At 63.9% G+C, this 23,808-nt stretch carries 20 protein-coding genes; 9 read left to right on the top strand and 11 right to left on the bottom strand.

Features of this window, described 5'->3' with window-relative positions:
• Positions 1 to 12: 12 nt before the first annotated feature.
• On the bottom strand, positions 13 to 1,542 hold the full coding sequence (locus V2I30_RS13670; protein ID WP_330662730.1) for an acetyl-CoA acetyltransferase: 1,530 nt from the start codon (positions 1,540 to 1,542) through the stop codon (positions 13 to 15).
• On the bottom strand, positions 1,535 to 2,803 hold the full coding sequence (locus V2I30_RS13665) for an acetyl-CoA C-acetyltransferase (protein ID WP_330662729.1): 1,269 nt from the start codon (positions 2,801 to 2,803) through the stop codon (positions 1,535 to 1,537). The genes V2I30_RS13670 and V2I30_RS13665 overlap by 8 nt, the downstream gene beginning before the upstream one ends.
• A 110-nt stretch (positions 2,804 to 2,913) precedes the next feature.
• Between V2I30_RS13665 and V2I30_RS13660 the strand changes: the two genes are divergently transcribed.
• Positions 2,914 to 3,675, top strand: coding sequence for a crotonase/enoyl-CoA hydratase family protein (locus V2I30_RS13660; protein ID WP_330662728.1), 762 nt, complete (start codon positions 2,914 to 2,916; stop codon positions 3,673 to 3,675).
• A 76-nt stretch (positions 3,676 to 3,751) separates the two neighbouring features.
• Positions 3,752 to 4,915 carry an acyl-CoA dehydrogenase family protein gene (locus tag V2I30_RS13655; protein ID WP_330662727.1) on the top strand — a complete coding sequence of 388 codons (1,164 nt, stop codon included), beginning with the start codon at positions 3,752 to 3,754 and terminating at the stop codon, positions 4,913 to 4,915.
• Between the two features lie 85 nt (positions 4,916 to 5,000).
• Here V2I30_RS13655 and V2I30_RS13650 read toward each other — a convergent pair whose 3' ends face one another.
• The gene (locus V2I30_RS13650; RefSeq protein WP_330662726.1) at positions 5,001 to 7,580 is read right to left on the bottom strand and encodes a TonB-dependent receptor; all 2,580 of its coding nucleotides are present in this window, start codon (positions 7,578 to 7,580) and stop codon (positions 5,001 to 5,003) included.
• 188 nt (positions 7,581 to 7,768) lie between these two features.
• Positions 7,769 to 9,808, bottom strand: a complete 2,040-nt coding sequence (locus tag V2I30_RS13645) for a TonB-dependent receptor (protein ID WP_330662725.1) — start codon at positions 9,806 to 9,808, stop codon at positions 7,769 to 7,771.
• A gap of 118 nt (positions 9,809 to 9,926) precedes the next feature.
• Here V2I30_RS13645 and V2I30_RS13640 point away from each other — a divergent pair, with 118 nt between their 5' ends.
• The 4 genes from V2I30_RS13640 to V2I30_RS13625 all read left to right on the top strand — a co-directional run bounded on the left by V2I30_RS13640 (position 9,927) and on the right by V2I30_RS13625 (position 14,232).
• Entirely contained in the window at positions 9,927 to 11,438 is a 1,512-nt protein-coding gene (locus V2I30_RS13640; RefSeq protein ID WP_330662724.1) for a flavin-containing monooxygenase, read from the top strand.
• Between the two features lie 76 nt (positions 11,439 to 11,514).
• Positions 11,515 to 12,276 (top strand): competence/damage-inducible protein A, encoded by a 762-nt coding sequence (locus V2I30_RS13635; protein ID WP_330662723.1) that lies wholly within the window; start codon positions 11,515 to 11,517, stop codon positions 12,274 to 12,276.
• 73 nt (positions 12,277 to 12,349) lie between these two features.
• Positions 12,350 to 13,327 (top strand): polysaccharide deacetylase family protein, encoded by a 978-nt coding sequence (locus tag V2I30_RS13630; RefSeq protein ID WP_330662722.1) that lies wholly within the window; start codon positions 12,350 to 12,352, stop codon positions 13,325 to 13,327.
• On the top strand, positions 13,324 to 14,232 hold the full coding sequence (locus V2I30_RS13625) for a GNAT family N-acetyltransferase (RefSeq protein ID WP_330662720.1): 909 nt from the start codon (positions 13,324 to 13,326) through the stop codon (positions 14,230 to 14,232). The genes V2I30_RS13630 and V2I30_RS13625 overlap by 4 nt, the downstream gene beginning before the upstream one ends.
• A gap of 27 nt (positions 14,233 to 14,259) precedes the next feature.
• Here the strand turns inward: V2I30_RS13625 and V2I30_RS13620 are convergent, their stop codons facing one another.
• From V2I30_RS13620 to rplK, 3 genes are all read right to left on the bottom strand, one after another.
• Complete coding sequence (locus tag V2I30_RS13620; protein ID WP_330662719.1) at positions 14,260 to 14,487, bottom strand: hypothetical protein; 228 nt, start codon at positions 14,485 to 14,487, stop codon at positions 14,260 to 14,262.
• A gap of 154 nt (positions 14,488 to 14,641) precedes the next feature.
• On the bottom strand, positions 14,642 to 15,334 hold the full coding sequence (gene rplA / locus V2I30_RS13615) for a 50S ribosomal protein L1 (RefSeq protein WP_330662718.1): 693 nt from the start codon (positions 15,332 to 15,334) through the stop codon (positions 14,642 to 14,644).
• A gap of 4 nt (positions 15,335 to 15,338) precedes the next feature.
• On the bottom strand, positions 15,339 to 15,770 hold the full coding sequence (gene rplK, locus V2I30_RS13610) for a 50S ribosomal protein L11 (protein WP_330662717.1): 432 nt from the start codon (positions 15,768 to 15,770) through the stop codon (positions 15,339 to 15,341).
• A 545-nt stretch (positions 15,771 to 16,315) separates the two neighbouring features.
• Between rplK and V2I30_RS13605 the strand changes: the two genes are divergently transcribed.
• Positions 16,316 to 17,380 (top strand): retroviral-like aspartic protease family protein, encoded by a 1,065-nt coding sequence (locus V2I30_RS13605; RefSeq protein WP_330662716.1) that lies wholly within the window; start codon positions 16,316 to 16,318, stop codon positions 17,378 to 17,380.
• On the opposite strand, the gene V2I30_RS13600 is transcribed toward V2I30_RS13605, so the two are convergent.
• A complete protein-coding gene (locus tag V2I30_RS13600) occupies positions 17,346 to 18,272 on the bottom strand; it encodes a phytanoyl-CoA dioxygenase family protein (RefSeq protein WP_330662715.1) in 927 nt (308 codons plus the stop codon). The genes V2I30_RS13605 and V2I30_RS13600 overlap by 35 nt on opposite strands.
• An 86-nt stretch (positions 18,273 to 18,358) precedes the next feature.
• Here V2I30_RS13600 and V2I30_RS13595 point away from each other — a divergent pair, with 86 nt between their 5' ends.
• On the top strand, positions 18,359 to 18,967 hold the full coding sequence (locus tag V2I30_RS13595) for a TetR/AcrR family transcriptional regulator (RefSeq protein WP_330662714.1): 609 nt from the start codon (positions 18,359 to 18,361) through the stop codon (positions 18,965 to 18,967).
• On the opposite strand, the gene V2I30_RS13590 is transcribed toward V2I30_RS13595, so the two are convergent.
• From V2I30_RS13590 to secE, 3 genes are all read right to left on the bottom strand, one after another.
• Positions 18,948 to 21,011, bottom strand: a complete 2,064-nt coding sequence (locus V2I30_RS13590) for an O-linked N-acetylglucosamine transferase, SPINDLY family protein (protein ID WP_330662713.1) — start codon at positions 21,009 to 21,011, stop codon at positions 18,948 to 18,950. The two genes, V2I30_RS13595 and V2I30_RS13590, sit on opposite strands and share 20 nt — an antisense overlap.
• Positions 21,012 to 21,093: 82 nt before the next feature.
• Positions 21,094 to 21,630, bottom strand: coding sequence for a transcription termination/antitermination protein NusG (gene nusG, locus V2I30_RS13585; RefSeq protein ID WP_330662712.1), 537 nt, complete (start codon positions 21,628 to 21,630; stop codon positions 21,094 to 21,096).
• Between the two features lie 40 nt (positions 21,631 to 21,670).
• Entirely contained in the window at positions 21,671 to 21,895 is a 225-nt protein-coding gene (gene secE / locus V2I30_RS13580; RefSeq protein WP_330662711.1) for a preprotein translocase subunit SecE, read from the bottom strand.
• A gap of 361 nt (positions 21,896 to 22,256) precedes the next feature.
• On the opposite strand from secE, the gene V2I30_RS13575 reads away from it, so the two are divergent.
• Positions 22,257 to 23,774 (top strand): alanine/glycine:cation symporter family protein, encoded by a 1,518-nt coding sequence (locus V2I30_RS13575; protein ID WP_330662710.1) that lies wholly within the window; start codon positions 22,257 to 22,259, stop codon positions 23,772 to 23,774.
• Positions 23,775 to 23,808: the final 34 nt, after the last annotated feature.

Here is a 23,808-nt window from a genome sequence, read left to right as displayed (position 1 = left end):
CAATATAAGGGGTTAGGCGACTTGTCCTATATTTCGCCCACGATCGTCGCGCTTCACCGATAGTCGCGCGCCGAAAGGTTCGCCACCCTCGAAGATTTTGCGCGTCAGCTCGTGCGAAAGGTCGGCATTTCCGACTACCCGTTCGCCCGCGTCGTTGCGTCCGATGAAGACGGCATCGCGGCCCTTTTTCGTGTGATTTATCGTATAGCTTTCTATCGTTGCGCTATCGAAGGGGGCCGCGCCTCGTACCACCGCATCGTCGGCCTTAGGAAGTTCGGCAACGCGCTGCTGCGACCAGTCGGCGGTCTGCGTCGAATAGATGCCGGTCGCGTATTTGCTCATCCAGCCGCCATTCGCGCCCACAAGCGCGAAGCTTCCGAGATCGGCGCGCACGCGTTCGACGGCTTCGCAAATCGCGTGCGCCGAGTAATTGTTGCCCGCGCCTCCGAAGAAAGGCAGCCCGCCGGTCAACGTCAACCCGCGAGGATCATCGGGCGACAGTCCGAAATGGTCACACTGGTTGAAAACCGGGATCGCGAAGCAGGAATAGAAATCGAGATAGGCCATCTCGTCCATGCTCTTGCCCGCAATGCCAAGCGCACGCTCGACCGAGGCGATCGAGGCAGGATTGGCGGAGAGATCGGGTCGCGCTGACAATTCGAGCTCGACCGCCGAGGTGACCGCATGGATATGCACCCACTTTTCCTCCGGCACGCCGAGCTCGCGCGCCTTGGCTGTGCTTGCAATAATAATGGCGGCGGCCTGGTTTACCTGATCGCGCGCGACCGTCATGCGCGGATAGGGTTCGGCGACGATGCGGTTGCGTTCGGTTATGGTGGCCAGCTCTTCGGCGCTGCGCTCCTTAGGAGCGGCGGCATGCGGGTTGGCCGCAGCGACCTTAGTGAAAGGTTCGAACAACTCGCCGATATCGCGGCGGTACTCCTCCAGCCCTTTGCCCAGGTTCGCGCGGCGCGCATTTTCGGCAATGGCGTAGAGCGGGATCGCGCCCGTTGCACCATGAGCGAAAAGCGCGGGTTCGAGCATCCCCTCAAGACCATATCCGCGATCTTCGAGCGAGCCTTCGACCTCTTCCAACCAGTCGGGCTTCTCGCCCTTCGCGCTTAAGGCTAGAACGGTCGAGATCGCCTCCGACCCGACTATGGCTGCGCATTCGCTGCGGCCCTCGGCGATGTCCTGCGCGAATTCGCCGACCAGCTTCTGGTTGTATTGGCCCCCGGTAGTCGAGAGGATCGCGCGTTCCGGGTCCGCGCCCACCCGCTTGGCGAAGCTGCGCGGCACATTGTTCGAGCCGCCGAAAGGGGGCGCGCGGTCGGGGCGCGACATCTCGAAGGCGCGGATCGCAGCAAGCGTGTCGATGGCCTGGGCCACCGACCCCTCCGCCGCGCAGTCAGAGATTGCCTCGGCTAGCGCGCGCCCGCCGAGGTCCATATAGGAGAGCGCCTCGTAACCGGGCTCTCCCACACGCTCCGAATACTGCCCGACCCCGATGACGACCGGGGTGTTATCGGGCGCTTCAGTCAACGAAATCGTCCACCCGCTCGATGATGATCGCTGGCGCCATACCGCCCGCCGCGCACATGGTCACGAGGCCGGTTTTGAGGTCGCGGCGTTCGAGTTCGTCGAGGATGGTGCCGATCAGGATCGAGCCGGTCGCCCCGATCGGGTGGCCCAGCGCGATCGAGCCACCATTGACGTTAACCTTATCCCAGTCGAGCCCGAGATCGCGCACGAACTTGGCGGCGACCACGGCAAAGGCTTCGTTGATCTCGAACAGATCGATGTCGTCCAATGTCATGCCCGCCTTTTCGAGTACCTTCTTCGCCGCCGGTACGGGCGCGTTGAGCATCAGCGTGGGATCATCGCCCATATTGGCAGTCTGCACGATCCGCGCGCGGGGCTTCAGGCCGTGCTTCTGCGCATACTCCTTCGAGCACACCAGCACCGCGGCGGCACCGTCGACAACGCCGGAGGAATTGCCCGCATGGTGGAAATGCTCGATTTCGACATCGGGATATTTCTGGTTGATGAGACCGCGAAAGGTCGTGCCTTCCTTATCCAGCGGCACGTCGGCGATCTTGGTGAAGGCGGGTTCGAGCTTGCCGAGGTCCTCCATCGTCGTTTGCGGGCGCGGGTATTCCTCCCGGTCGAGCACCACGGTGCCATCGTCGTTCTTCACCGCCACGACCGACTTGTCGAAGCGTCCTTCGCCGATGGCTTCGGCCGCGCGCTGCTGTGAACGGTAACCGACTTGATCGAGCTCTTCGCGCGTGAAACCCTCGATCGTCGCGATGGCGTCGCCGCAAATGCCCTGGTGCGATTGCGGGTGCACCTTTTGCAGGCGCTCGTTGTAGCTGCCCATCATCGGCGGCTTCAGCCCGGCCTGCATTTTCTCTTTCGACATCGCGGCGGTCAGGCTCATCATCTCGGTGCCGCCTGCTACGATGCAATCCTCCATGCCGCTCATCACTTGCGCTGCGGCGAGGCTCACGCTCGTAATGCCGCCGCCGCAAAAGCGGTCGAGCGTCGTGCCGCTCGAGGTAATGTCATAACCTGCATCGAGCGCGGCCATCCGGCCAAGGTCGCCCCCCTGCATCCCATCCTGCGTCGAGACCGACCAAATGACATCGTCGACAGTCGAGGTATCGAGATTGCTGCGCTCCTTGATCGCCTTCAGGACCGTCGCGGCGAGATGCTGCGGGTGCTGCTCGGCAAGCGCGCCCTTGCCCTGTTTCCCGATGCCGCGCGGGGTGCGCACTGCGTCGATGATATATGCCTCTGCCATGCCGGTTCCTCTCTCATCATTAGCGAAATTGCGGTTGACGCAGCCGTAAGCCCCCTGCACTCCTTGCACAACATTTACGTTTCAATTCGCAATCTTGGGAGACACCGTCCGTGAGCGAAGAAGTTTTGACGCAAGTCGACGATGGCGTGCTGATCGTCACCATCAATCGTCCCGAAGCCAAGAACGCGATGAGCAAAGCGGCGGCGGAGGGGATTGCGGCAGCGATGGATCGGCTCGACAGCGAGGACGATCTGCGCGTCGGCATTCTGACCGGGGCTGGCGGGACGTTCTGCTCCGGCATGGATCTCAAGGGCTTTCTGCGCGGCGAAAGCCCGACGGTCGAAGGGCGCGGCTTCGGCGGCGTGGTTCAGGCGCCGCCTGCCAAACCGTTGATCGCGGCAGTCGAAGGCTATGCTCTCGCCGGCGGGCTCGAGCTGATGATCGCCTGCGACCTCGTCGTCGCGCACAAGGATGCGAAGTTCGGCATTCCCGAAGCCAAGCGCGGCCTCGTCGCCGCCGCCGGCGGGGTCATGATGCTGCCCGACCAGATCCCCGAGCGGATTGCGATGGAGCTCGCGCTGACGGGCGAGTTCATCACTGCGCAGCGCGCCTACGAGCTCGGCCTCATCAACGAAGTGGTCGATGGATCGGCGCTCGACGGGGCGAAGGCGCTCGCCAAGAAGGTCGCGGCCAATGGTCCGCTCGCGGTGCGCGTGTCCAAGCAGGTGATGAAGGAATCGCGCGGCTGGGACATGGATGAGCGCTACGAGAAGCAGGCGCAGCTGATCGCGCCGGTCTTCGTTTCCGAGGACGCCCGCGAAGGCGCCGCCGCCTTCGCCGAAAAGCGCGCCCCGAACTGGAAGGGCAAGTAAGCGAACTACCGGGCCACCGCGCCTCCAGAAAGCGCCGGGACCCGTATCTATCTGGGATCAATCAGGAGAGAACATCATGCCCGTCATTGACGTGCCCCAACCGGAATTCATGGAAGACGAGGAAATCTCGATCTTCGCCGACGCCGTTGGCAAGTTCTATCAGCAGCACGCGCCCGAAAAACGCGTCGAAAAATGGCGCGAGGACGGCCAGGTCGAACGCGAATTCTGGCGCGAGGCGGGGCAGGCGGGCCTGCTCGGCGTGTCGGTGCCGGAGGAGTATGGCGGCCATGGCGGCGATTTCCGGCACGACATGGTGGTGCTCGACCAACAGGCGAAGCACGAGGTCGACGGCTTTGCGGCCTCGCTGCACAACACGATTATCCTGCCCTACCTAGTGCGTCACGGCACCGAGGAGCAGAAGAAGAAGTATCTTCCGCGCCTCGTCACCGGCGATCTCGTCAGCGCCATCGCGATGACCGAACCGGGCGTGGGGTCGGACCTCCAGTCGATCACCACGACCGCGCTGAAGGACGGCAACGGCTACCGCATCAACGGCGCGAAGACCTATATCTCGAACGGTCAGACTGCCGACTTCATCGTCGTCGTCGCCAAGACCGATCCCAAGAAGCGCGCCAAGGGCATCTCGCTGATGCTGCTCGAAACCGACGGCGCGGACGGGTTCCAGCGCGGCAAGAAGCTCGACAAGATCGGGATGGACGCCGCCGACACGTCCGAGCTGTTCTTCGACAACGTCTTCGTGCCGGCCGAGAACGTTCTCGGCGGGGTCGAGGGCAAGGGCTTCTACCAGCTGATGGGCGAGCTCCCGCAGGAACGCCTCGTCATCGCGATGGGCGCGTGCACCTCGATCGAGAAGGCGCTCGACGTGACGGTCGATTACGTGAAGAGCCGCAAGGCCTTCGGCCAGACGATCTGGGATTTCCAGAACACGCAGTTCACCCTCGCCGACCTCAAGGCACGCGGAACCGCGGCGCGGGTTTTCGTCAATGACTGCATTTCCAAGCTGCTGAAGGGCGAGCTCGACGTCGCGACCGCTTCGATGGCCAAGTACTGGACCACCGAGTTGCAGGGCGAGGTCGTCGACAAATGCCTGCAGCTGCATGGCGGGGCTGGCTATATCAACGAATACCCAATCGCGAAGATGTACCGCGACAGCCGCATCACGCGCATCTTCGGCGGTTCGAACGAAGTCATGAAGATGCTGATTGCGCGGAGCATGTAACGGCCTGCGTCCAACCGCTATCGCAACAGGAAAGGGCGGCCCGGTCTGACCGGGCCGCCCTTTCTGCTTCTGTGAATCCGGGTGCCTAGAACTTGGTACGCACCGTGACACCGTAGGTGCGAGGATCTTCGATATAGGCGCCGCGCGAGCGCACATTGGCCGTCCCGCGCAAAGGTGTGTTGAAAGTCACGTTGCGCGCAATGTAGTCGGTGAGGTTGTTCCCCCAGACCTCGAAGGTGAAGGCCTCGTCCGGCGTCGTGAAGCCGAGTCGCGCGTTGATGCGGGCATTGCCGTTCTGTACGTCGAAGGGCAGCGGCGTGGTGAAGGCAGCGCCGATTTCGCTCGGCTGCGTGCTCGTGCGCCGATCGGATTCGTAGCGCATATTCGCGCTCGCGGTCATCACCCAGCCCGACGAGGTGATCTCGTTCTCGTAGATGAGTCCGAGATTGCCGACGAAAGCGGGCGCGTTCGTCAAATCCGCGCCACACAGATTGGCCGCGGTTTCGACCAGCCCCGCCGCGACCAGCGCGCTGATATCGCCTTCGATGCAATCGCTGGGATAGCGCGCATCGGAATAGGTCATCGCCGCGTTGAGCGCGAAGGTGGGCGTCACCTGCGCGTTGAAATCGATCTCGAAGCCCGTTGCCTTGGCGCTCGGCACGTTGAAGGTCTGGAACGAGACGCCGGTGAATTCGAGCACCTGGAAGTTTTCGAGCTCTTGGTGGAACACGGCAATGTTGAGCGTTCCATCGCCGCCGAACAGCGTCGTCTTGACCCCCAGTTCGTAGGCGTCGATCGTCTCGGAATCGAAGCGCGGATCGGCGACGCCCACAGGATTATCCGCCGCTTCAAGCGTTGCCGAGGCGTCGAGGTTGAACCCGCCCGACTTGTAGCCGGTGGTCACGCTGAGATAGGTGTTGATGTCGGGTGTCGGTTCCCACAGCAGCTTGGCAGTGTAGATCAGTTGATCGTCGTTGAATTCGTCGAACGCGCCGCCCAGCGCGCCATTGCCGAATTCGCGCGGCAGGCCGACCGTGTCCGCGTCGCCCACCGGCGATGCAAAGGCGAAGCATAGCAGGCCGTTCAAGCCCGTCGCGCCGAATGCGGGATTGGTGGCCGAGCAGCCCGGATTGGACGCCGCCGCCTGTTCGAACGCGCCATCCTTGCGATCCTCGGTGTAACGAAGGCCGAAGACGAAGCCGAGCGTGTCGGTGATATTCACCGTGTTATGGGTGAAGAATGCGAGGCTTTCGGCATCCTGCGAGAAACGGTTGTCCGCAAAAGCGCCGGTGAACACCGCATCGGTGACGGCGTTGGGATTGCCCTGCAGACCGCCCGTCCCGATGAAGGCCAATGTGTCTGCATCGGGCTGTCCGGCCGACAGCAGGAAAGTGTTGATATATGCCTCGTAATCGGGGCCGAGACCGAGCACACCGCGCTGCGTGCTGATCTGCTCGTCCGAATAATAGACGCCGACAAGCCATTCGAGCACATCGTCGAAGGCTTCGCCCTGAAGGCGCAATTCGTGCGTCCAGGTCTCGATCTCGCCGCGGTTCGGTCCGCCACCGTCGAAGATCGAGTCGCCTTCACCGACCGAGAACACGGCCAGCCCGACGAAGTCGGTGCTGCGTGAGCTGAAATCATCGAAATCGCGCCACGAGCCGATATAGGTGAGCGAGGCGCTGTCGCTGAAGTCCCAGTTGAGTTCGGCGGACAGGCCGAGATTGTCATAACCGTTGACGAGATCGCTGGTGGTGTTGGTCAGCCGCTGGTCGAGAAATTCCTCGCCGATGAAGGGCGCGCCGCCATCGGCTGGCAGACCATTTGCGATGAGGGCGGGCGCGCTGAAAAGTTCGCTTTCGCGCACGATCAGGGCGGCGCAGCAGCTCTCGTCGGCGCTTGCGAAGTCGGCGATCAGGCGCAGCGAGACATCGGCGCTCGGCTCCCAATAGACCTGGCCGCGTAGCGAATAGCGATCGCGGTCGTTCAAGTCTTCGCCCAGCTGGTTGGTCAAGACCCCGTCGCGGCGGCGATAGGCGCCCGACAGGCGCACGCCGAGCGTATCGTCGACCACTGGCAGGCTGACGCCGGCCTGGACGTTGACGAAATCGAAATTGCCGTAGCTTGCATTGGCGAAACCTTCGACGATGTCGAGATCGGGCAGTTTGGTGGTGATGTTGAGCGCGCCTGCCGTGGTGTTGCGGCCGAACAGGGTGCCCTGCGGCCCGCGCAGGATCTCGACCCGCTCGACATCGACGAGATCGCCCAGCGCCGCGCCCGGACGCGAGAGATAGACCCCGTCGAGGAATACCGCGACCGCGCTTTCGAGGCCGATATTGTTGCCGGTCGTGCCAACGCCGCGGATGCGTATCGTGGTTCCCTGCGTCTCGGTGTCGGAGGAGTTGATGTTGAAGCTCGGCGCGACGGCGGCGAGGTTGCGGATGTCGGTCACGCCCTGCCGGTCGAGATCCTCGGTGCTGACCGCGGTGACGGCGAGCGGCACTTCTTGCAGGTTTTCCGCGCGGCGGGTGGCGGTGACGATGATGACCCGGTCGTCTTCGGGCGGGGTGAACACGTCTCCGCCCTCGTCCTGAGCTAGGGCCGCCGGGGCGGTGATCGCGCTGCAGGCCAGGAGGCCCGCGGCATAGACTGCAGCTGTGCGCATAATTTTCCCTCTCCACATCCACCCGATCTTGCGCCGGTATGGTTCAGAAGTGGGAGACTATCAGCGCTTTTGCCGGTGCCAAGAGAGCACGGCGACTTACCGCGCCGATGATGCAATAATGTCACATATTCTGTTGCAGCGCAGCATTGCGCTTTGTCGACGCGAATTCGAGTAACTTTGTTACGTCGCTATATTCCCAGCCGAACGCCCAGCCAGAATGTCCTTGGAACGCCAAGGTCGATCGCGCCGCCCGCATTTCGCGTTACGATTGTCTCGTCGAATACGTTTTCGGCGCGCGCCACGAGGCTTAACTGGCCGGCGAGGGGGACTTGCGCGAACAGGTCGAGCGTGGTGGCCGGCGGCAGGCGGTCTGTTTCCTGGTCGTCCTCGAACTGCGCGCCGACATGTCGCAAGGTCCCCGCAAGGCGCCAGCCCTGTGCGGGTTCGTAGGCGAGGGTGGCGGAGGCGGCGAAGCGCGGGGTCTGCGGCGGGCGATTGCCGTCGAGCGCCAGCGCGGAAGCGTCGTCCTCGTCCGTCCCGTCTATCTGCGCATCGGTCCAGGCGAGCGAACCTTCCAGGCTGACTTCGCCGAGCTGCGCCGAGACCCCCGCCTCTATCCCCTGCGCGTCGATAGCGGGCACGTTGCGGCGTTGACGCAGATTGGGCTCCAGCGTGACATTGGCGATAGCGTTCTCGACCCGATTGTCGAAGGCGGTGAGAGAAAGGACGATCGCGTTGACCGGCTGCCAACCGAGCCCGATTTCGAACCCTTCGAGCCGCTCGTTCTCGAGATTGGCATTCGCCTGCGTCACGACCGGGAAGACCACGAAGGGACGGTAGAGCTCGTTCAGCGTCGGCAGGCGCAGCCCGGTATAGGCGGCGGCGCGCAGATCGAGCCGGCGGGTGGCGTAAAGCGAGGCCCCGACGCGCCAGCTCGCGCTCCAGTCCGAACGATCGGGCGCGACGGTTTCGCTCACCAGCGCGCCGTTCGCATCTACGGCGCGGAAGAAGCCGTCCTCGATCCGCGTATAATCAGCGCGCAGGCCGCCGGTGACCACAAGCGGTCCGATCGACCAGTCGTCCTCGACGAACAGCCCAAGATTGCTGGTCACGCCCCCTGCGCGCCGGGTCTCGCGCAACAGGCCGGTGAAGGCGCTGAAGGCGTCTTCCTGCAATTCGCCGTCGCTGCGCCGATAATCCGCGCCGATGCGCAGATCGTGACCCTCGGCGACCGGCGGGCGCAATTCGAGCTTTCCGCCCAGCCCGGTAGACGGCGTGCTGCGCTGATCGAGCACTGGCACGAAGCGGGTCGAGCTGATGACGACGTTCGAGAAATTGCGCGCCTGGACATAGGCGAGTGCGTCGAATTCCCACGCGCCGCGGCCGATCAGCCGGATCGAGGCGTCCTGGCCTTCATGGTGCGAATCCGCGCTTTCGAAGCGCAGCGTGCGATCGTCGTCGAAAAATGCGACGCGGCCCTGCAATTCGATGTCGGGAGTGAGCGGCGCGGCGGCGCGAAGGCCCACTTGCCAACTGTCGAAAGCCGCGCGCGCGGTGACGGGTACGCGCTGGTCTTCGGGCGTGGTGAAGAATCCGCGCCCCCGGTCCCAGCGCCCGCTCGCCACGACGAAGCCGGCGCCCAATTCCTGTGTCACCACGCCGGTCGCCTCGGTCGCACCGCGATTGTTCGCCAGCAGGCTCGCCGCGACCGGTCCGACTGTACGCGGCCCTGCACTGTCCAGCTCGATGGTACCCGCCAGCGCGCCGGCTCCGAACGGCCCGGATCCCCCGCCGCGCGTCACGCGGATCTGCTCGAGGGTCTCGGGTGCAATCGCGCTCAGGGGGATATAGCCGAAGAACGGATCGGCGATCGGAACGCCGTCGAGCAGGACGAGCGCGCGGCTGGTCGCATTGCCGCCGAGCGCGCGCAGGGTCACCCCCTGCGCTGTGGGATTGGCGGAGCGGCTGTCCGAACGGCGAAATTGTTGAAACCCTGCAACATTGCGCAGCACGTCGTCGATCCGGCCAGAGGCGCTGGCGATGATCGTTTCGCGCTCGATGATGGTGGTCGAGTAGACGATGTTCGACAGAGCGGGTTCGAGTCCCTCGCCGCTCACCACAATCTGCGGTGCGTCTTCCTCGCTCTCCTCCTCTTCCTCCTGCGCGAAAGCGGCGCTGGAAGCTGCCAGGGCGGTGAGGGAGACGAGCGTGCGGAAAGATCGAACCATGCGACAGGCCGGTAACGCCTTGACGCTCCGAAGTCAGTTGCAAAACGCCATCAAGACTCGCTTTTGCGCCCCTCCTATGTTTACATTCGCTCCCCAGGACAAAGAGAGGCCTTTTCGTATGTTAGCCACCCAACCCGATTTCGACGTGCTGATCGTCGGCGCCGGCATTTCCGGCATCGGCATGGCGGCGCATATGCAGATGAAGGCGCCGGGGCACAGTTTCGCCATCGTCGAGCGGCGCGAGAGTCTCGGCGGCACCTGGGATCTGTTCCGCTATCCCGGTATCCGCTCGGACAGCGACATGCACACGCTGGGCTACGATTTCGAGCCATGGCGCCACGAAAAGAGCATCGCCGACGCGCCCGCCATTCTCGACTATCTCAACCGCATCGTCGACGAGCGCGGCATCCGCGAGCACATTCGTTTCGGCCACAAGGTAACCGCTGCCGATTTCCGCGAGGACGAGGGGCGCTGGCATGTCGAGATGGAAAAGGAGGACGGCTCGCGCACCCATGCGACCGCGAATTTCCTCTATCTCGGTTCGGGTTATTACGATTACGACGAACCGCATGATGCGGGCTTCGACCTCGGCGAGTTCGAGGGGCAAGTGGTCCATCCGCAGTTCTGGCCCGAAGACCTCGATTATGCGGACAAGAAGGTGCTGGTGATCGGATCGGGCGCGACGGCGGTTACGATCGTGCCTGCCATGGCCGAGACGGCGGCAAAAGTCACGATGCTGCAGCGCACGCCCACCTGGATGGTCTCGCGCCCGGCGAAGGATTGGTTCGCCAATACGCTGCGCAAAATTCTGCCGGAAAAACTCGCCTATGCCATCACCCGGGCGAGGAACATCTGGATGCAGGATGTCACCTTCAAGGTCGCGCGCAACAAGCCGGAAAAAGCGAAGAAGAACCTGCGCAAGGGGCTGAGAAAGGCGTTGGGTCCAGATTACGACAAGGAGGCCTTCGACCCCCCTTACAATCCCTGGGAACAACGGCTGTGCCTCGTGCCCGATGGCGACATGTTCGAGGCGATGAAGGCGGGCAAGGCCGACATCGTGACCGGCCATATCGAAGGCTTCGAAGCGGGCGGCGTGCGGCTCAAATCGGGCGAATTGGTCGAAGCCGACATCATCGTCACCGCGACCGGGCTCAAGCTCGCCATCGCGGGCAAAATCGACATCAGCATGAACAGCGAACCGGTCGATTTCTCGAAGCGGTTCTATTACAAGGGCTGCATGTATTCGAACCTGCCCAATCTCGCGGTGGTCTTTGGTTACATTAATGCGAGCTGGACGCTGCGCGCCGATATCAATTCGGATTATGTGTGCCGCGTTCTGAACGAAATGCGCGAGCGCGGCGCCGATATCGTCACCCCCGTCCTCACCCCGGCGATGGAGGCTGGTATCGAGGAAGAAGACATTTTCGGCGACTATTCGAGCGGATATCTCGCGCGCGCCAGAGACATCAACCCCAAGAACGCCACCGAATATCCATGGCGGCTAAACCAGGAATATGTCGTCGATCGCAAGCGCATGGCGAGCGACCCGGTCGATGACGGGATCCTGACGTTCGCGTCTTCGGATACGGGCGCACATGCGCATGAGGAGCAGCTCGAAGCGGCGGAGTAATGCTGCCGCACCCACCCTAGAGGGGCCTGCGCAAAAGGGGTTTGTGCCGACGCGCAATTCGCCTAGTCCCGCGGACATGAATGCCCCCGACAAAATCTGGACCGCAGGGCTCGTCGTCATCGGCGACGAGATCCTTTCGGGCCGAACCCACGACAAGAACATCGCGCAGGTCGCAAGCTGGCTGCAGGTGCAGGGCATCCGCCTTTCCGAAGTGCGTGTCGTCGCCGATGACGAGGACCGCATCGTCGAGGCGGTGAACGCGCTGCGCGAAGGGAACGACTATCTCTTCACGACCGGTGGCATCGGCCCGACCCACGACGACATCACGGTCGACGCGGTCGCTAGAGCGCTGGGCGTCGAGGTCGTCATCCATCCCGAGGCACGCGCGCTACTCGAACGGTATTATGCCGACAAGGGGGGCCTCAACGAAGGCCGTTTGCGAATGGCGCGGGTGCCCGACGGGTCCGAACTGATCGCAAACCGCATGTCGGGCGCGCCGGGCATCCGCCGCGGCAACGTCATCCTGATGGCCGGCGTCCCGCATATCGCCGCCGGCATGCTGGACGCGCTTACCGGCCAGCTCGAGGGCGGCCAGCCGCTGCTCACCGAAACCATCGGCTGCTGGATCGCAGAAAGCGAGGTCGCGCACCTGCTGCGCGAAGTCGAGCAAGCGCATGCGAATTGTCAGATCGGCTCCTATCCCTTCTTCAAGGAGGGCAAGGTCGGCGCCAATTTCGTCATCCGATCGGTCGACGAAGCGGATTTGCGCAGCTGCGTCGACAGCCTGACCGACGGGCTCGCCACGAACGGCCACGACTTCACCCCCGGCGGGATCTAGGCGCTCCCTTCCCGGCCTGCGCCCCCAACCGCCCCTTAACCCTTAACCCTTTGCCGGTAAGGCAAAGCGCGTTATGACGCGGGTCTACATCACCATCGACACCGAATATTCCTCGGGTCTCTGCCGTGGGGTGGGTGCGCGTGATCGAGAGGACAACTTCGCCCGTTCGGTTGCCTGCAAGACGACGGAGGGCCCGCGCGGGGTGCCCTATCAATTGGCGCTGTTTGCGGAGTATGGAATCAAGGCGGTGTTCTTCGTCGATCCGATGCCCGCGCTGGTTTGGGGCGTGGCCGCGATCGAGGATGTGGTGGGACCGATCGTCGAGGCCGGACAGGACGTGCAGCTGCACTGCCACACCGAATGGCTGGCGGCGGCGGGCGCGGCCAATCCGCTCGGCATCCGCGCATCAGGGCAGAACCTCTACGACTTCGCTTTTGAAGACCAACTGGCAATCCTCGACTATTCCCGGAGCACCCTGATGATGGCGGGCGCGCCGGCTCCGGTCGCGTTTCGAGCCGGTAACTATGGCGCGAACGACGACACCTTGCGCGCCTTAGCGGACCTGGGGATCGCCTACGATTCCAGCCATTGCCCGGCTTTGCCAGGCGCGAGCCGAATTACGCTCGGGCCCGAAGCACGCGACCCGCTGCACCATGCGGGCGTGATCGAGGTGCCGGTGGGCAGCATCGGCGAACTCGGCGGCGGTCAGCGCCATGCCCAAATCACCGCGCTGACCCTTGCCGAAATGCGCGCCGCATTGCGCCATGCGAGGGAGCAGGAGCGCGAGAGTTTCACGCTGGTCAGCCACAGTTTCGAGCTTATCAACCGCCGCACGCTCGCCGCGAACCGCATCGTGCAGCGGCGGCTGGAAGGGCTATGCCATACCATCGCGAGCATGAAGGGCCTGGCCAGCGCCACCTACGCGAGCGATCCGCCGAAGGTCGCTCCCGCTGCCTCCGCGCCCAGCCCCCTGCTCCCGCCCAGCGCCGCGCGTACCGGGTGGCGCTATGCAGAGCAATTCGCCTCCAACACGCTCTATGGTGCGCTGTGAGCGTTACCACCGAGATCGACTTTACCGTCGGTTCGCGCCGGGTGTTCAGCGCACGCCGCGAAGTCGCGCGCTGGAACTTCGACCTCGAAACCATCCTTAGCGACAACCACACAGCACCCGTCCCGCCCGCGCCCGGACCCGACGGGCTCGAGGTCATCTCCGCCCCGCGCCCCGCGGTGCCCGCAATCCTCGCGCGGTTTCCGGAGCATCTGGTCGGCGGCCGGGTCGAATTTCGTCGGCACTATGTCGACATGGGCATGGGGTTGGAGGCCTATATGGCGCGCTTCTCTAGCAAGACCCGTTCGACCTTGCGCCGCAAGGCCAGGAAGCTGGCGCGCGAGGCGGGGGACTATCGGATCAGCGCTTTTCGCACCGCGGAGGAAGTCGCCGCTTTCCTCGAACGTGCGCTGCCGCTGTCGCGGGCGACCTACCAGGCGCGACTGCTGGACGCGGGCCTGCCGGAAGCGCTTGAGGAACGCCGCGGCATGATCGCATCGGCGGGCGAGGATGGCTGGCGCTGTTTCCTGCTCGAGGCGGCGGGGCGCCCGCTCGCCTATCTCGCGCTTGAGGTCCGCGGGCGCACGCTGGTCTATACCCATGTCGGGCACGATCCCGCCTTCGAGGCGCTGTCGCCCGGCACCGTCCTCCAACTGGAGGCGCTCGAACACCTGTTTGACGAAGGCCGCTTCGCCTGGTTCGACTTCACCGAAGGCGAAGGCGCCCATAAGGAGCGGTTCGGCACAGCCTGCGCCGAATGTTCGAGCTTTCTGCTGCTCGAACCGACGCTGGCCAATCGCTCGCTTACCCGTGGCCGCGAGGCGTTCGACGCCGCCGTCGCAGCGGCCCGGATGACGGCCGGACGGCTCGGCCTGCTGGCAAAGGTGCGCTCGCTCCTGCGCGCCTGAGGCAAACGCCGCCGCAGCTTGCCTTGCTTACTGGTCCGGCGCGCGCGGGCCGGTTTCGGCGGCTTTCTGGCGGGCAGTCGCGCGTTCGGCCTTCTCCCGATTGGCATCTGCCGCTCGGCGATTGGCGGCCCAGCCATAAACCAGCGCGCCGAGCAACAGCGCCGCACCTACGACCGGGGTCAGGCGGCTGTCGATGAAGAAGGTCGCGACCAGCACGGCGAGACCCAGGACGATGAGAACGGCTTTGGTGTTCACGTGGATATGCTCCTTTGGGGCATAAACGCGCGAGCCCGGGGATCTTTCCGAAAGCCTGATCCCTTTCCGACAATCCTTGCACACGAAAGGGGGCCGAAAGCGCCTTGGCCTCCGACCCCCTCTAAGCGTTCGGTTATCGTGTAGGAAAGGCGGTTTACGCGCCTTCTACTTCGGCAAGGTCGAGCTTCAGACCCGGGCCCATCGTCGAGGTTAGCGAGACCTTCTTGACGTACTTGCCCTTGGCGCCCGACGGCTTGGCCTTCACGATCGCGTCGGTCAGCGCCTTGAAGTTCGCCTTCAGGTCCTCGTCCTTGAAGGAGAGCTTGCCGATGCCAGTGTGGATGATCCCCATCTTCTCGACGCGGAACTCGACCTGACCGCCCTTGGCGTCCTCGACGGCCTGTTCGACGTTCGGGGTCACGGTGCCCAGCTTGGGGTTCGGCATCAGGCCCTTCGGACCCAGCACCTTACCCAGACGCCCGACGACGCCCATCATGTCCGGGGTCGCAATGACGCGGTCATAGTCGAGATCGCCGTTCTGCATCTCTTCCATGAGGTCCTCGGCGCCCACCTTGTCGGCCCCGGCCGCCTTCGCCTTCTCGGCGTTGTCGCCGCGCGCGAAGACCGCGACCTTCACGTCCTTGCCGGTCCCGCTGGGAAGCGACACCATGCCGCGCACCATCTGGTCCGCATGGCGCGGATCGACGCCGAGATTGATCGCAAGCTCGACCGTCTCGTCGAACTTCGCCTTGTGCTCGCGCAGCGTCGAGATCGCCTCGTCGACGGTGTAGAGCTTCCCGGGGTTGAGCTCGGCGACGGCCTTCTGCTTCTTGGTCTGCTTTGCCATTGGTTCAGCCCTCCACCACTTCAAGGCCCATCGACTGGGCGGAGCCTTCGATGATCTTCATCGCCTGGTCGATGTCGTTCGCATTGAGATCGGCCATCTTGGTCTCGGCGATCTCCTTGATCTGGCTTTGCGTGATCTTGCCGACCTTGTCCTTGTTCGGCTCACCCGAGCCCTTCTTCACCTTGGCGGCCTTCTTCAGCAGGTAGCTGGCAGGCGGGGTCTTGGTGGTGAAGGTGAACGAGCGGTCCGCGTAGACGGTGATCGTGGTGGGGATCGGAGCGTTCTTCTCCATGTCCTGCGTCGCGGCGTTGAACGCCTTGCAGAACTCCATGATGTTCACGCCGCGCTGACCCAGCGCCGGGCCGATCGGCGGGCTCGGATTGGCGGTGCCTGCGGGCACCTGCAGCTTGATATAGCCTTCGATCTTCTTGGCCATCACTGGCCTCCTTTCGCACTGTTGCCCGGTTCGCGTCGAACGCGGGCGCATGTTGAGCGGTCCAGCGCTCCGATGTCCCGAAGCTCCCGCACGGATACCCACACTGTCGGTAGGAGGGGCGCACATAGCGTTTTCGCCCGCAGATGCAAGCGCTTCGGTGGGTCCAAGCGCCGGCGGCGGCATCCAACAGGGTGGAACAAGTGGAACACGGTCCTGAGGCAAGAATGCCGAAGTGTCGCGCTAGGGCGCCAAAAGCGTAACTCTGCGCCGCAATGTGTCACCCTGGTCTGGGAAAGCGTCACCTTTGCGCGGTAAAGTGTTACTCTCCGGCGCGCGAAACCGTCACTCTGTAAGCGAAGTGGTGTCACTCTTGGACGGCGGCGCTGAGGGGCGCGGATGTGGCGAACAGGCAAGGGCATGTTTGCTGGAATACGGATGCGCAGCCGAGTAGGAAACTGGATCGCGATGCGTCTTTTGCGTGCGATCGAATGACCGTCATCGAATGGTCATGCGCCATTTGGCTGCTAACCTGCTATATTGAATGTATGGGATATCTTCGCCTCCTCGCCTGCCGCGCCGCCGCGGTCGTGTGCCTCGCATCGCTTGGCCTTCCCGCCAGCGCCGCGACCGCGCAACCGAACGAACCTGCCGGAGACGACACCCCGGTGCGCATGCCCGAATTGCCGCCCGCCGACTTCGACGAGGAGCTCGCGATCGGCGGCGACGAGGTCGAGGCGCGCAAATTGCGCAGTCGCATGACCGTCGAGGTCGAGGTCAACGGCACCGGCCCGCACAAATTCGTGGTCGATAGCGGCGCCGACACCTCGGTCATCGGCACCCGCCTCGCTGAGCGCCTCGGCCTGCCGCCGGGCGAGCCCGTCCTGCTCCATGCCATGACCGAAAGCCGACTGGTCGAGCGCGCGCTGGTCGACACGATCGAGCTCGGCCCCTCGACCATTCACGACCTCGAACTCCCTGTGCTGCGCGAGGGCGATATCGGCGGGGACGGTATGATCGGGCTCGATGCGGTCAGACAGCAGCGGCTGATGCTCGATTTCGAAAAGCGCGTCATCACCCTCGAAGATCGCTACGAGGAGCCGACGGATTTCGGGCGCAACGAGATCATCGTCACCGGGCGGTTGAAGCGCGGTCAGCTGATCCTCACCGAAGTCGAGGCGCAAGGGCATAAGGTCGACGCGATCGTCGACACCGGCAGCGAGGTGACGATCGGCAATACCGCCCTGCGCAACGAGATCATCAAGCGGCGTCCCAAGGATATCAAGACCGCCGAGATTTTCGGCGTGACCGGCGCGCGGCAGACGATCGAATTCGCCATCATCAACAAGCTCGAGCTCGGTCCGATCAGCTTCAGCAACGTCGCCATCGCCTTTGCCGACGTGCCGCCCTTTGCCGTTTTCGGGATCGATCAGGAACCCGCGCTTCTGCTCGGCACCGATCTGATGGAGACGTTCCGCCGGGTCAGCCTCGATTTCGCCGAGCGCAAGGTGCGGTTCCAGCTCAGGAAGTGCGGGCCGCGGCGCGCCGCCATCCGCACCTTGCGCCGTGCGACCCGGCTTAACACCGAGACCCCAAGCGCCTGCGAACGGTAGCGGCCTCAAGGTTCTTCAAAACCCGTTTGGGATGCATCCCGTCGACATAGCCCATGAAGGGTTCGTGGATCGAATAGCCGAGCAGCCCCTGCACGCGCTCTGGCAGCTTGGCCGCCTTTTCGGGCGGCACGGCCAGCAATTGCTGTTCGAGCGGGCGCGCCCAGCCGACGCTGAATTGCGGGGTGACGATCAGGCGGCGGGCGTGCGAGCGGTTCGCCCCGCCGCGGTGCCACAAGGTCCCCTTCGCAATCATCAGCGATCCCGCCGGCATGGTCGCCTTGATCGCCTGACCCGTGTCGCCTGCGCCATCGATCTTGTCGACTTTTCCGGTCAGGAAATCTTCCGGTCCGGAGGCGCCGTCTGGCCGTTCGTCTCCCCACAGGTGGCTGCCCGGAATGATCTCGGTCGCGCCGTTCTCTTCTGTCGTGTCGGTAAGCGACCAGAAGGTCGACATGGAAAGCGGCGCGCGAGGTCGGGCGAGGCCGCAATGGCTGTCGTCGAAATGCCAGGGCTGCGCGGTTTCGCCGGGCAGCAGGTTGATCGCAAGGCAGGCATAGAGCAGCATCGATCGGCCAAGCTCGCGCTCGCCGAATGCAAGCTGGAGGCGGTGGGCGACGAGCTCTGCGAAGACCGGATCCTTGGCGAGCATGGCGTAGATGCGGTTCGAATCCGCACCCTCGAAATTGTTGCGCCCGCGCACATCCTTGCCCAGCCAAAGCTCGAGCGCGTCGATCTGGCGCTGGACCGCCGCAGCGCCGAGTACGCGCTCGAATATGACGTAACCCTCGCGGTCGAACTCAGCGAAAACTTCGTGCAGCGGGCGCTGCCCGAGATAGGGTGCCAGTTCCTGTTCCAGCGTATTGGCGTTGGTGGCCTCCATCACGCTCGCCATGGGATCTCATCCTTTCTTGTCAATTCTCACAAGTGGCCCTACTCTGATTCTAAATCGAATTCAATTCAAAACTCCGAAACGGCAAGATGAGCGACACGCAGACCAGGCCCAATCCGAAGCGCGCGGCGAAGATCGAGGCCATCCTTGATGCCGCCGAAGCGCTAATGATCGATACCGGAGGCGACTTCGAGATCGGGCAGCTGGCGCGCGCAGCGGGGGTATCGAACGGCCTCCCCTACCATTATTTCGGATCGAAGGACGGGGTCATCGAAGGGGTGATCGAACGCTTCTATGCGCGCTATGCGCAGGTGATCGACCGACCGGCCGGCACCGATATCGCATGGCCCATCCGCGAGCGCGAGCGGCTCGAGGATACGATCGCTTTCCTCTATGCCGATCCGCTTGCCGAGACGATCTTCTCGCACCTGAGCCATCCAGGGTTGATCGCGCGCGAACATGCCATGCAGCAGGCGTTGATCGAGCGCGCGGCGCGCAATGTGCGCTCGGGACAGATACGCGGTCAGATCCCGGCAGATATCGACGATCGTCTTGCTGGCGCGGCGATCATCGGCGCTGTGCGCACTGCGATGGCGACCGCGATGCGCATGTCCCCACGCCCCTCGCCCCGCCGTGTGACCAGTCAACTCTGGGCGCTCATCATGAGCGCGGTAGGCCTCAGCCCGGAAGGCGAGTGACGTCGATATCCGCCGGTGAGTCGCCGCGGCGCCAGCGTTCATACGCCGCATCGAGCCCCGCCTCGAAGTGGCGCGTATAGAGAGCGGTGTCGAACAGAGGCGCGGTATCGCGCCTTTCGGCGAGCTTTTGCCGGATTGCTGCCAGACGCTGCGGATCGCGCGCCAGCGAGAGTGCCAGCCTTTCGTATTCTTCGTCGCTTGCGGTGATGAGTTCGCTCAGACCCGCCGCCTCCAGCAGACTGGCCGCGACCCGCGCCGCGAATTGCTGGCCGCGGCGCGTTACCAGCGGCAGGCCGGCCCACAGCGCGTCGCTCGCGGTGGTGTGGGCATTCACCGCGAAAGTGTCGAGGAACAGGTCGGCATGGGCATGACGCGCGAGATGGTCGGAATTGGGCAGGCGTTCGGCGAAGACCAGGCGCATGGGATCGATGCCGCGCTTTTTGGCCTGCGCCCTCAGACTGGTTCCGGCCAGTGGATTTGAGCGAAACAGCCACAAGACGCTTCCTTCGACTTCGGCGAGCAGGCGCATCCAGATGTCGAATTCGCGCGCGGTGATCTTGTAGGACGCGTTGAAGCAGCAAAAGACGAAGGCACCCTCCGGCAGGCCGTGATCGGCGTGGCTCGTCCGGAGCGGCGCGATCTCGCGGCGGTCGTCCATCGGAAGATAGCTGTGCGGCAGGCGAATGAGCCGCTCCGCCATGAACTCGCGCGCTTCGGGCGGGACTACAATTCGATCGGCGACGATATAATCGATGAAGGGCGCAGCCAGGGTTCCGGGATACGCCGTATAATGCAACTGAACCGGCGCAAGGCGGCGCTCAAGTATTTCGTGCCGCGTGCCCGACGAATAGCCCTTGCAATCGATCAATACGTCGAAGCCGATCTGAGTCACCCGCTCGGCGATAGCGGTGTTGGGTTGGCGGGCTATGTCATGGAAATGCTCGACCGCCGCGCGCGCCTTTTTCCGATAGGCGTCTTCGGGTTGCTCGCCATAGTTGAGCGCGTGCACCTCGAAGCGCGAGCGATCGTGCGCGGCGAGCATGCCCATCATTAGGTGCGTCGTCGCATGATCGTGGAAATCGCCGCCAAGATAGCCGATGCGCAGCCGCTCGGGCCGGGCCTCGGGTCGGGCGAATTGCGGTGGGGCCGGGGAGGACGGGAAACGGCGCTGCGCCCAGCTTTTCGCACGCGCCAATTGCCGCTCGGGCGCGTCCTCGAAAGCGAGCAGCGGCCAGGGTGGCACGCCGGGCGTTTCGACGCCAAGCCTGCGGATTTCGCGGCGCTGCTCGGCGATCGCATCCCAGTCGCAGCAACGCGCCAGAAGATGTGCGAGATGCGCGCGGGCGATTTCGTGGTCGGGCTTCACTCGCAGCACCGCGCGTAGAGCCGCCGCCGCGTCTTGCGGCTCGCCCATCTCCTCCAGCAACACGCCCAGATTGAATCGCGCCTGCGCGAAGTCGGGATTGAAGTGAAGCGCCTGCTCGAAGGCCTTGCGCGCATCGCCGGGCCGCTGCGCGCGCTTCAAGGCGGTGCCCAGACTGTTCAGCGTCTCGGGAGATTGCGGATGCAGGTCAAGCGCGCGCTTGAGCGAAAGGATCGCGCCTCTGAGATCGTTCATGCGGGTCTTGATAATGCCGATATTGGTATGCGCCTGGAACAGGCCGGCATCGAGTGCGATGGCGCTTTCATAGGCCTTGATCGCCGCCTCGCTGCGTCCCTTCTTGTCGAGCACAAGCGCCAGATTGTAGGGTGCGCCGGCAAAAAGGGGTTGCAATTCGCCCAGCTTGACGAAGCTCGCTTCCGCCTCTTCCAGCTGTCCCAGGCTGCGCGCCGCCGCGCCGCGAATGTTCCAGGCACCCGGGCTGGCGGGATATTTCATCGCCAGCGCGCGCGCTTGCTCGAGCGCCTTTTCCACCTCGCCGCTGCGATAGAGCTTGGTGAGGTCGCGCACGGTTGCGGGCGGCGGCTGGGATGCGCGCGCCGCCTCCTCCCCTGCCGTAGCGACGCGGGTGATCGTGACCGGAGGTTTGCGCGGATCCGTCATTTGCGCCGCAAGCTAGGCATTTCGCCCCGCCCCGCCAAACGCTTTCCCGGCGTCGTCGCGTACGGGCGCCGCGCCCCGGCGCCTACTTTACCAGTTCGACCTGTTCGAAATCCAATTCGACCGGGGTCGCGCGGCCGAAGATCGAGACCGAGACCTTGACCTTCGCCTTGTCGAAATCAAGCTCTTCGACCACGCCGTTGAAGCTCGCGAACGGCCCGTCCAGCACCTTGACCTGGTCGCCGATCTCATAGTCGACATTGACCTGCTGCTTGGGCGCGCTCTTCGCTTCCTCGACCCCGCCGAAATAGCGCGCGGCCTCGCGTTCGGAGATCGGCTGCGGCTTGTTGTTGTTGCCGAGAAAACCGGTCACCTTCGGCGTGTTCTTGACGAGGTGATAGATGTCGTCGTTCATGCGCAATTTGGCGAGGACGTAGCCGGGCATGAACTTGCGCTCGGTCTGCACCTTCTTGCCGCGCTTGACCTCGGTCACCGTCTCGGTCGGCACCTCGATCTCCTCGACCCCTTCGGCGAGCCCCAGGCGATCGGCCTCGGCGAGGATCGCTTCCTTCACCTTGTTTTCGAAACCGGAATAGGCGTGGATGATGTACCAGCGTGACATGGATGGTCCTTGGATTGGGTCGCTCAGGGAATCGGGTCGCTCAGGCGAGCGTCAGCAGGAAGTTGACGACTGCGTTGAACAGGCTGTCGATCCCGAAGAAGAACAGCGCGAGAAGCACCATGAAGATGAAGACGAAGATCGCGGTGCGGATCGTCTCCTCGCGCGTCGGCCAGACGACCTTGCTCGTCTCAGTGCGCACCTGATTGACGAATTCGGGAATGCTCGTCTTGCGTTTGGGGGTTTCGGCTTTCTTCATTTCCGCCATGTGGACCGCCTTTTCGCCTCGCACGAATGTTCGATGGGGGAGGGTGTTCCCCGCGTGTCTAACCGTGTTTCAGGTAGGACCCGTCGCCCTCCGGGACAAGGTCGCGAAAGGGCGGGCGCTCCACCGATTTTGGATGTGCTCACGCCTTTATGGTGCAAAGCGCGCGAAAGCAAGAGCGATCAACTGGGGATTGGAGTCGCCGGAAGCGAGAGCACGCCCGCGCATCGGGGCTATGTACGACCCCCCGCGCATCGGGGCTATGCAAGCGCCGCGGCCCGCTCTAGCGTGCGCGGCTTCAAAGCGGGCGGGAGTGGGGCCGTCCGTTACGCTCAGGGAATATTTGCCAAGGGGATAGCCGCAAATGGCTGCAGACGTATCGGGCGCGGAAGCCTGGATCGCGCCGATCACCAATGTTTCGGATTTCATCTGGGGCGGGACGTGGAACGGGGAGGAACTCATCCCTTTCCCGCCGATGACGATAGCCCTGCTGGGGATCGGCCTGTGGATCATGATCGGCCTGAAATTCTATCCGTTGCGCAAGCTGGGCAGCGCCTTTACCGGGCTGTTCGCGGGCCGCAAAGGTTCGGGAGAGGGCGAGATTTCGCCCTTCGCCGCGCTCTCGACCGCGCTTTCCGGGCAAGTGGGCACCGGTAACCTAGCCGGCGTCGCCACCGCTATTACGCTGGGCGGGCCGGGCGCGATTTTCTGGATGTGGATCACCGCCTTGTTCGGCATGGCGCTCGCCTTTGCCGAAGGCTCGCTCGCCATCCGCTATCGTGAGACGACCAGCGACGGTGTGAAGCGCGGGGGGCCGATGACCTATATCGTCATGGGGCTGGGGCCAAAATGGACCTGGCTTGCGGTGGTCTTCTGCCTCGGCACGCTGTTCTCGGCGCTGGTAACGGGCAATTCGATCCAGGCCAACGCGGTTGCCGACGGAATGCAGGAACTGTTCGGGATCGAGGAATGGGTCGGCGGGCTGGTCATCGCGATCCTCGTCTTCATCGTCATTATCGGCGGGATCAAGTCGATCGGGAGCGTTGCCGAAAAGGTCATTCCCTTTATGGCGGGCGCCTACATCATCATCGCATTGCTGGCGCTGATCCTCAATTTCTCCGAGATCCCGGCGACCTTCGGCCTCATCTTCTACGGCGCGTTCAACCCGCAATCGGCGGTAGGCGGCTTTGCCGGCGCTGCGATCATCATCGCACTGCGCGCGGGCGTGGCGCGCGGGCTGTTCTCCAACGAGGCAGGGCAAGGCTCGACCGCCATCGCGCATGCGGTGGCGCAGACCAACGATCCCGAATCGCAGGGGCGCATGGCGATGCTCGGCACGTTCATCGATACGATCGTCATCTGCACGATGACGGCCCTCGTGATCCTATCGGTGCGAGGCGACTTCATGGCCGGCGCAGAAGCGGTAAACTACGCCTGGCAGTCGGACCGCGTGGGCTTCGAGATGACCAGCGGCGCGTTCGCCGCGGCCTTCCCCGCTCTGATCGCAGGGGTTCCCATCGGCACTCTGGTGACCAGCATCGTGCTGATCCTCTTCGTCTTCACCACGCTGCTGACCTGGAGCTATTACGGCGAGCGGGCGATCACCTTCATCTATGATCGCATCCCAGGCTCTTCGCGCGGAGGCGAGAAGGTGCTGCACGTCATTTGGCGCGTGCTGTGGTGCGTGGTGATCTTCCTCGCCGCCGCGCAGCCTTCGGAGCTGGTCTGGCGCCTTGGCGACATCTCCAACGCGGCGATGGCGCTGCCGAACCTTCTCGCGCTGCTGCTGCTTTCGGGCGTGGTGTTCAAGCTCGCCAAGGGCATGAAGGATGCCGGGCCGACCTATGGCGCGGAAACGGTCGAAGAGCCCAACGAATATTGACGCGGCGCCGTTGGCGTGTGAGCGGGCCGCATAA

It is taken from the genome of Erythrobacter sp. (assembly GCF_036351135.1).
Lineage (GTDB): Bacteria > Pseudomonadota > Alphaproteobacteria > Sphingomonadales > Sphingomonadaceae > Erythrobacter.
Note: the sequence above shows the minus strand (reverse complement) of the source record. Positions and strands in the feature narration are given on the sequence as shown.

Bases quoted from the DNA above. Each gene is read 5' to 3' on its own strand.
- V2I30_RS13665 (WP_330662729.1), bottom strand. From the start codon at position 2,803: ATGGCAGAGGCATATATCATCGACGCAGTGCGCACCCCGCGCGGCATC.
- V2I30_RS13655 (WP_330662727.1), top strand. From the start codon at position 3,752: ATGCCCGTCATTGACGTGCCCCAACCGGAATTCATGGAAGACGAGGAA.
- V2I30_RS13650 (WP_330662726.1), bottom strand. From the start codon at position 7,580: ATGCGCACAGCTGCAGTCTATGCCGCGGGCCTCCTGGCCTGCAGCGCG.
- V2I30_RS13645 (WP_330662725.1), bottom strand. From the start codon at position 9,808: ATGGTTCGATCTTTCCGCACGCTCGTCTCCCTCACCGCCCTGGCAGCT.
- V2I30_RS13640 (WP_330662724.1), top strand. From the start codon at position 9,927: ATGTTAGCCACCCAACCCGATTTCGACGTGCTGATCGTCGGCGCCGGC.
- V2I30_RS13635 (WP_330662723.1), top strand. From the start codon at position 11,515: ATGAATGCCCCCGACAAAATCTGGACCGCAGGGCTCGTCGTCATCGGC.
- V2I30_RS13630 (WP_330662722.1), top strand. From the start codon at position 12,350: ATGACGCGGGTCTACATCACCATCGACACCGAATATTCCTCGGGTCTC.
- rplA (WP_330662718.1), bottom strand. From the start codon at position 15,334: ATGGCAAAGCAGACCAAGAAGCAGAAGGCCGTCGCCGAGCTCAACCCC.
- rplK (WP_330662717.1), bottom strand. From the start codon at position 15,770: ATGGCCAAGAAGATCGAAGGCTATATCAAGCTGCAGGTGCCCGCAGGC.
- V2I30_RS13605 (WP_330662716.1), top strand. From the start codon at position 16,316: ATGGGATATCTTCGCCTCCTCGCCTGCCGCGCCGCCGCGGTCGTGTGC.
- V2I30_RS13600 (WP_330662715.1), bottom strand. From the start codon at position 18,272: ATGGCGAGCGTGATGGAGGCCACCAACGCCAATACGCTGGAACAGGAA.
- V2I30_RS13595 (WP_330662714.1), top strand. From the start codon at position 18,359: ATGAGCGACACGCAGACCAGGCCCAATCCGAAGCGCGCGGCGAAGATC.
- V2I30_RS13590 (WP_330662713.1), bottom strand. From the start codon at position 21,011: ATGACGGATCCGCGCAAACCTCCGGTCACGATCACCCGCGTCGCTACG.
- nusG (WP_330662712.1), bottom strand. From the start codon at position 21,630: ATGTCACGCTGGTACATCATCCACGCCTATTCCGGTTTCGAAAACAAG.
- secE (WP_330662711.1), bottom strand. From the start codon at position 21,895: ATGGCGGAAATGAAGAAAGCCGAAACCCCCAAACGCAAGACGAGCATT.
- V2I30_RS13575 (WP_330662710.1), top strand. From the start codon at position 22,257: ATGGCTGCAGACGTATCGGGCGCGGAAGCCTGGATCGCGCCGATCACC.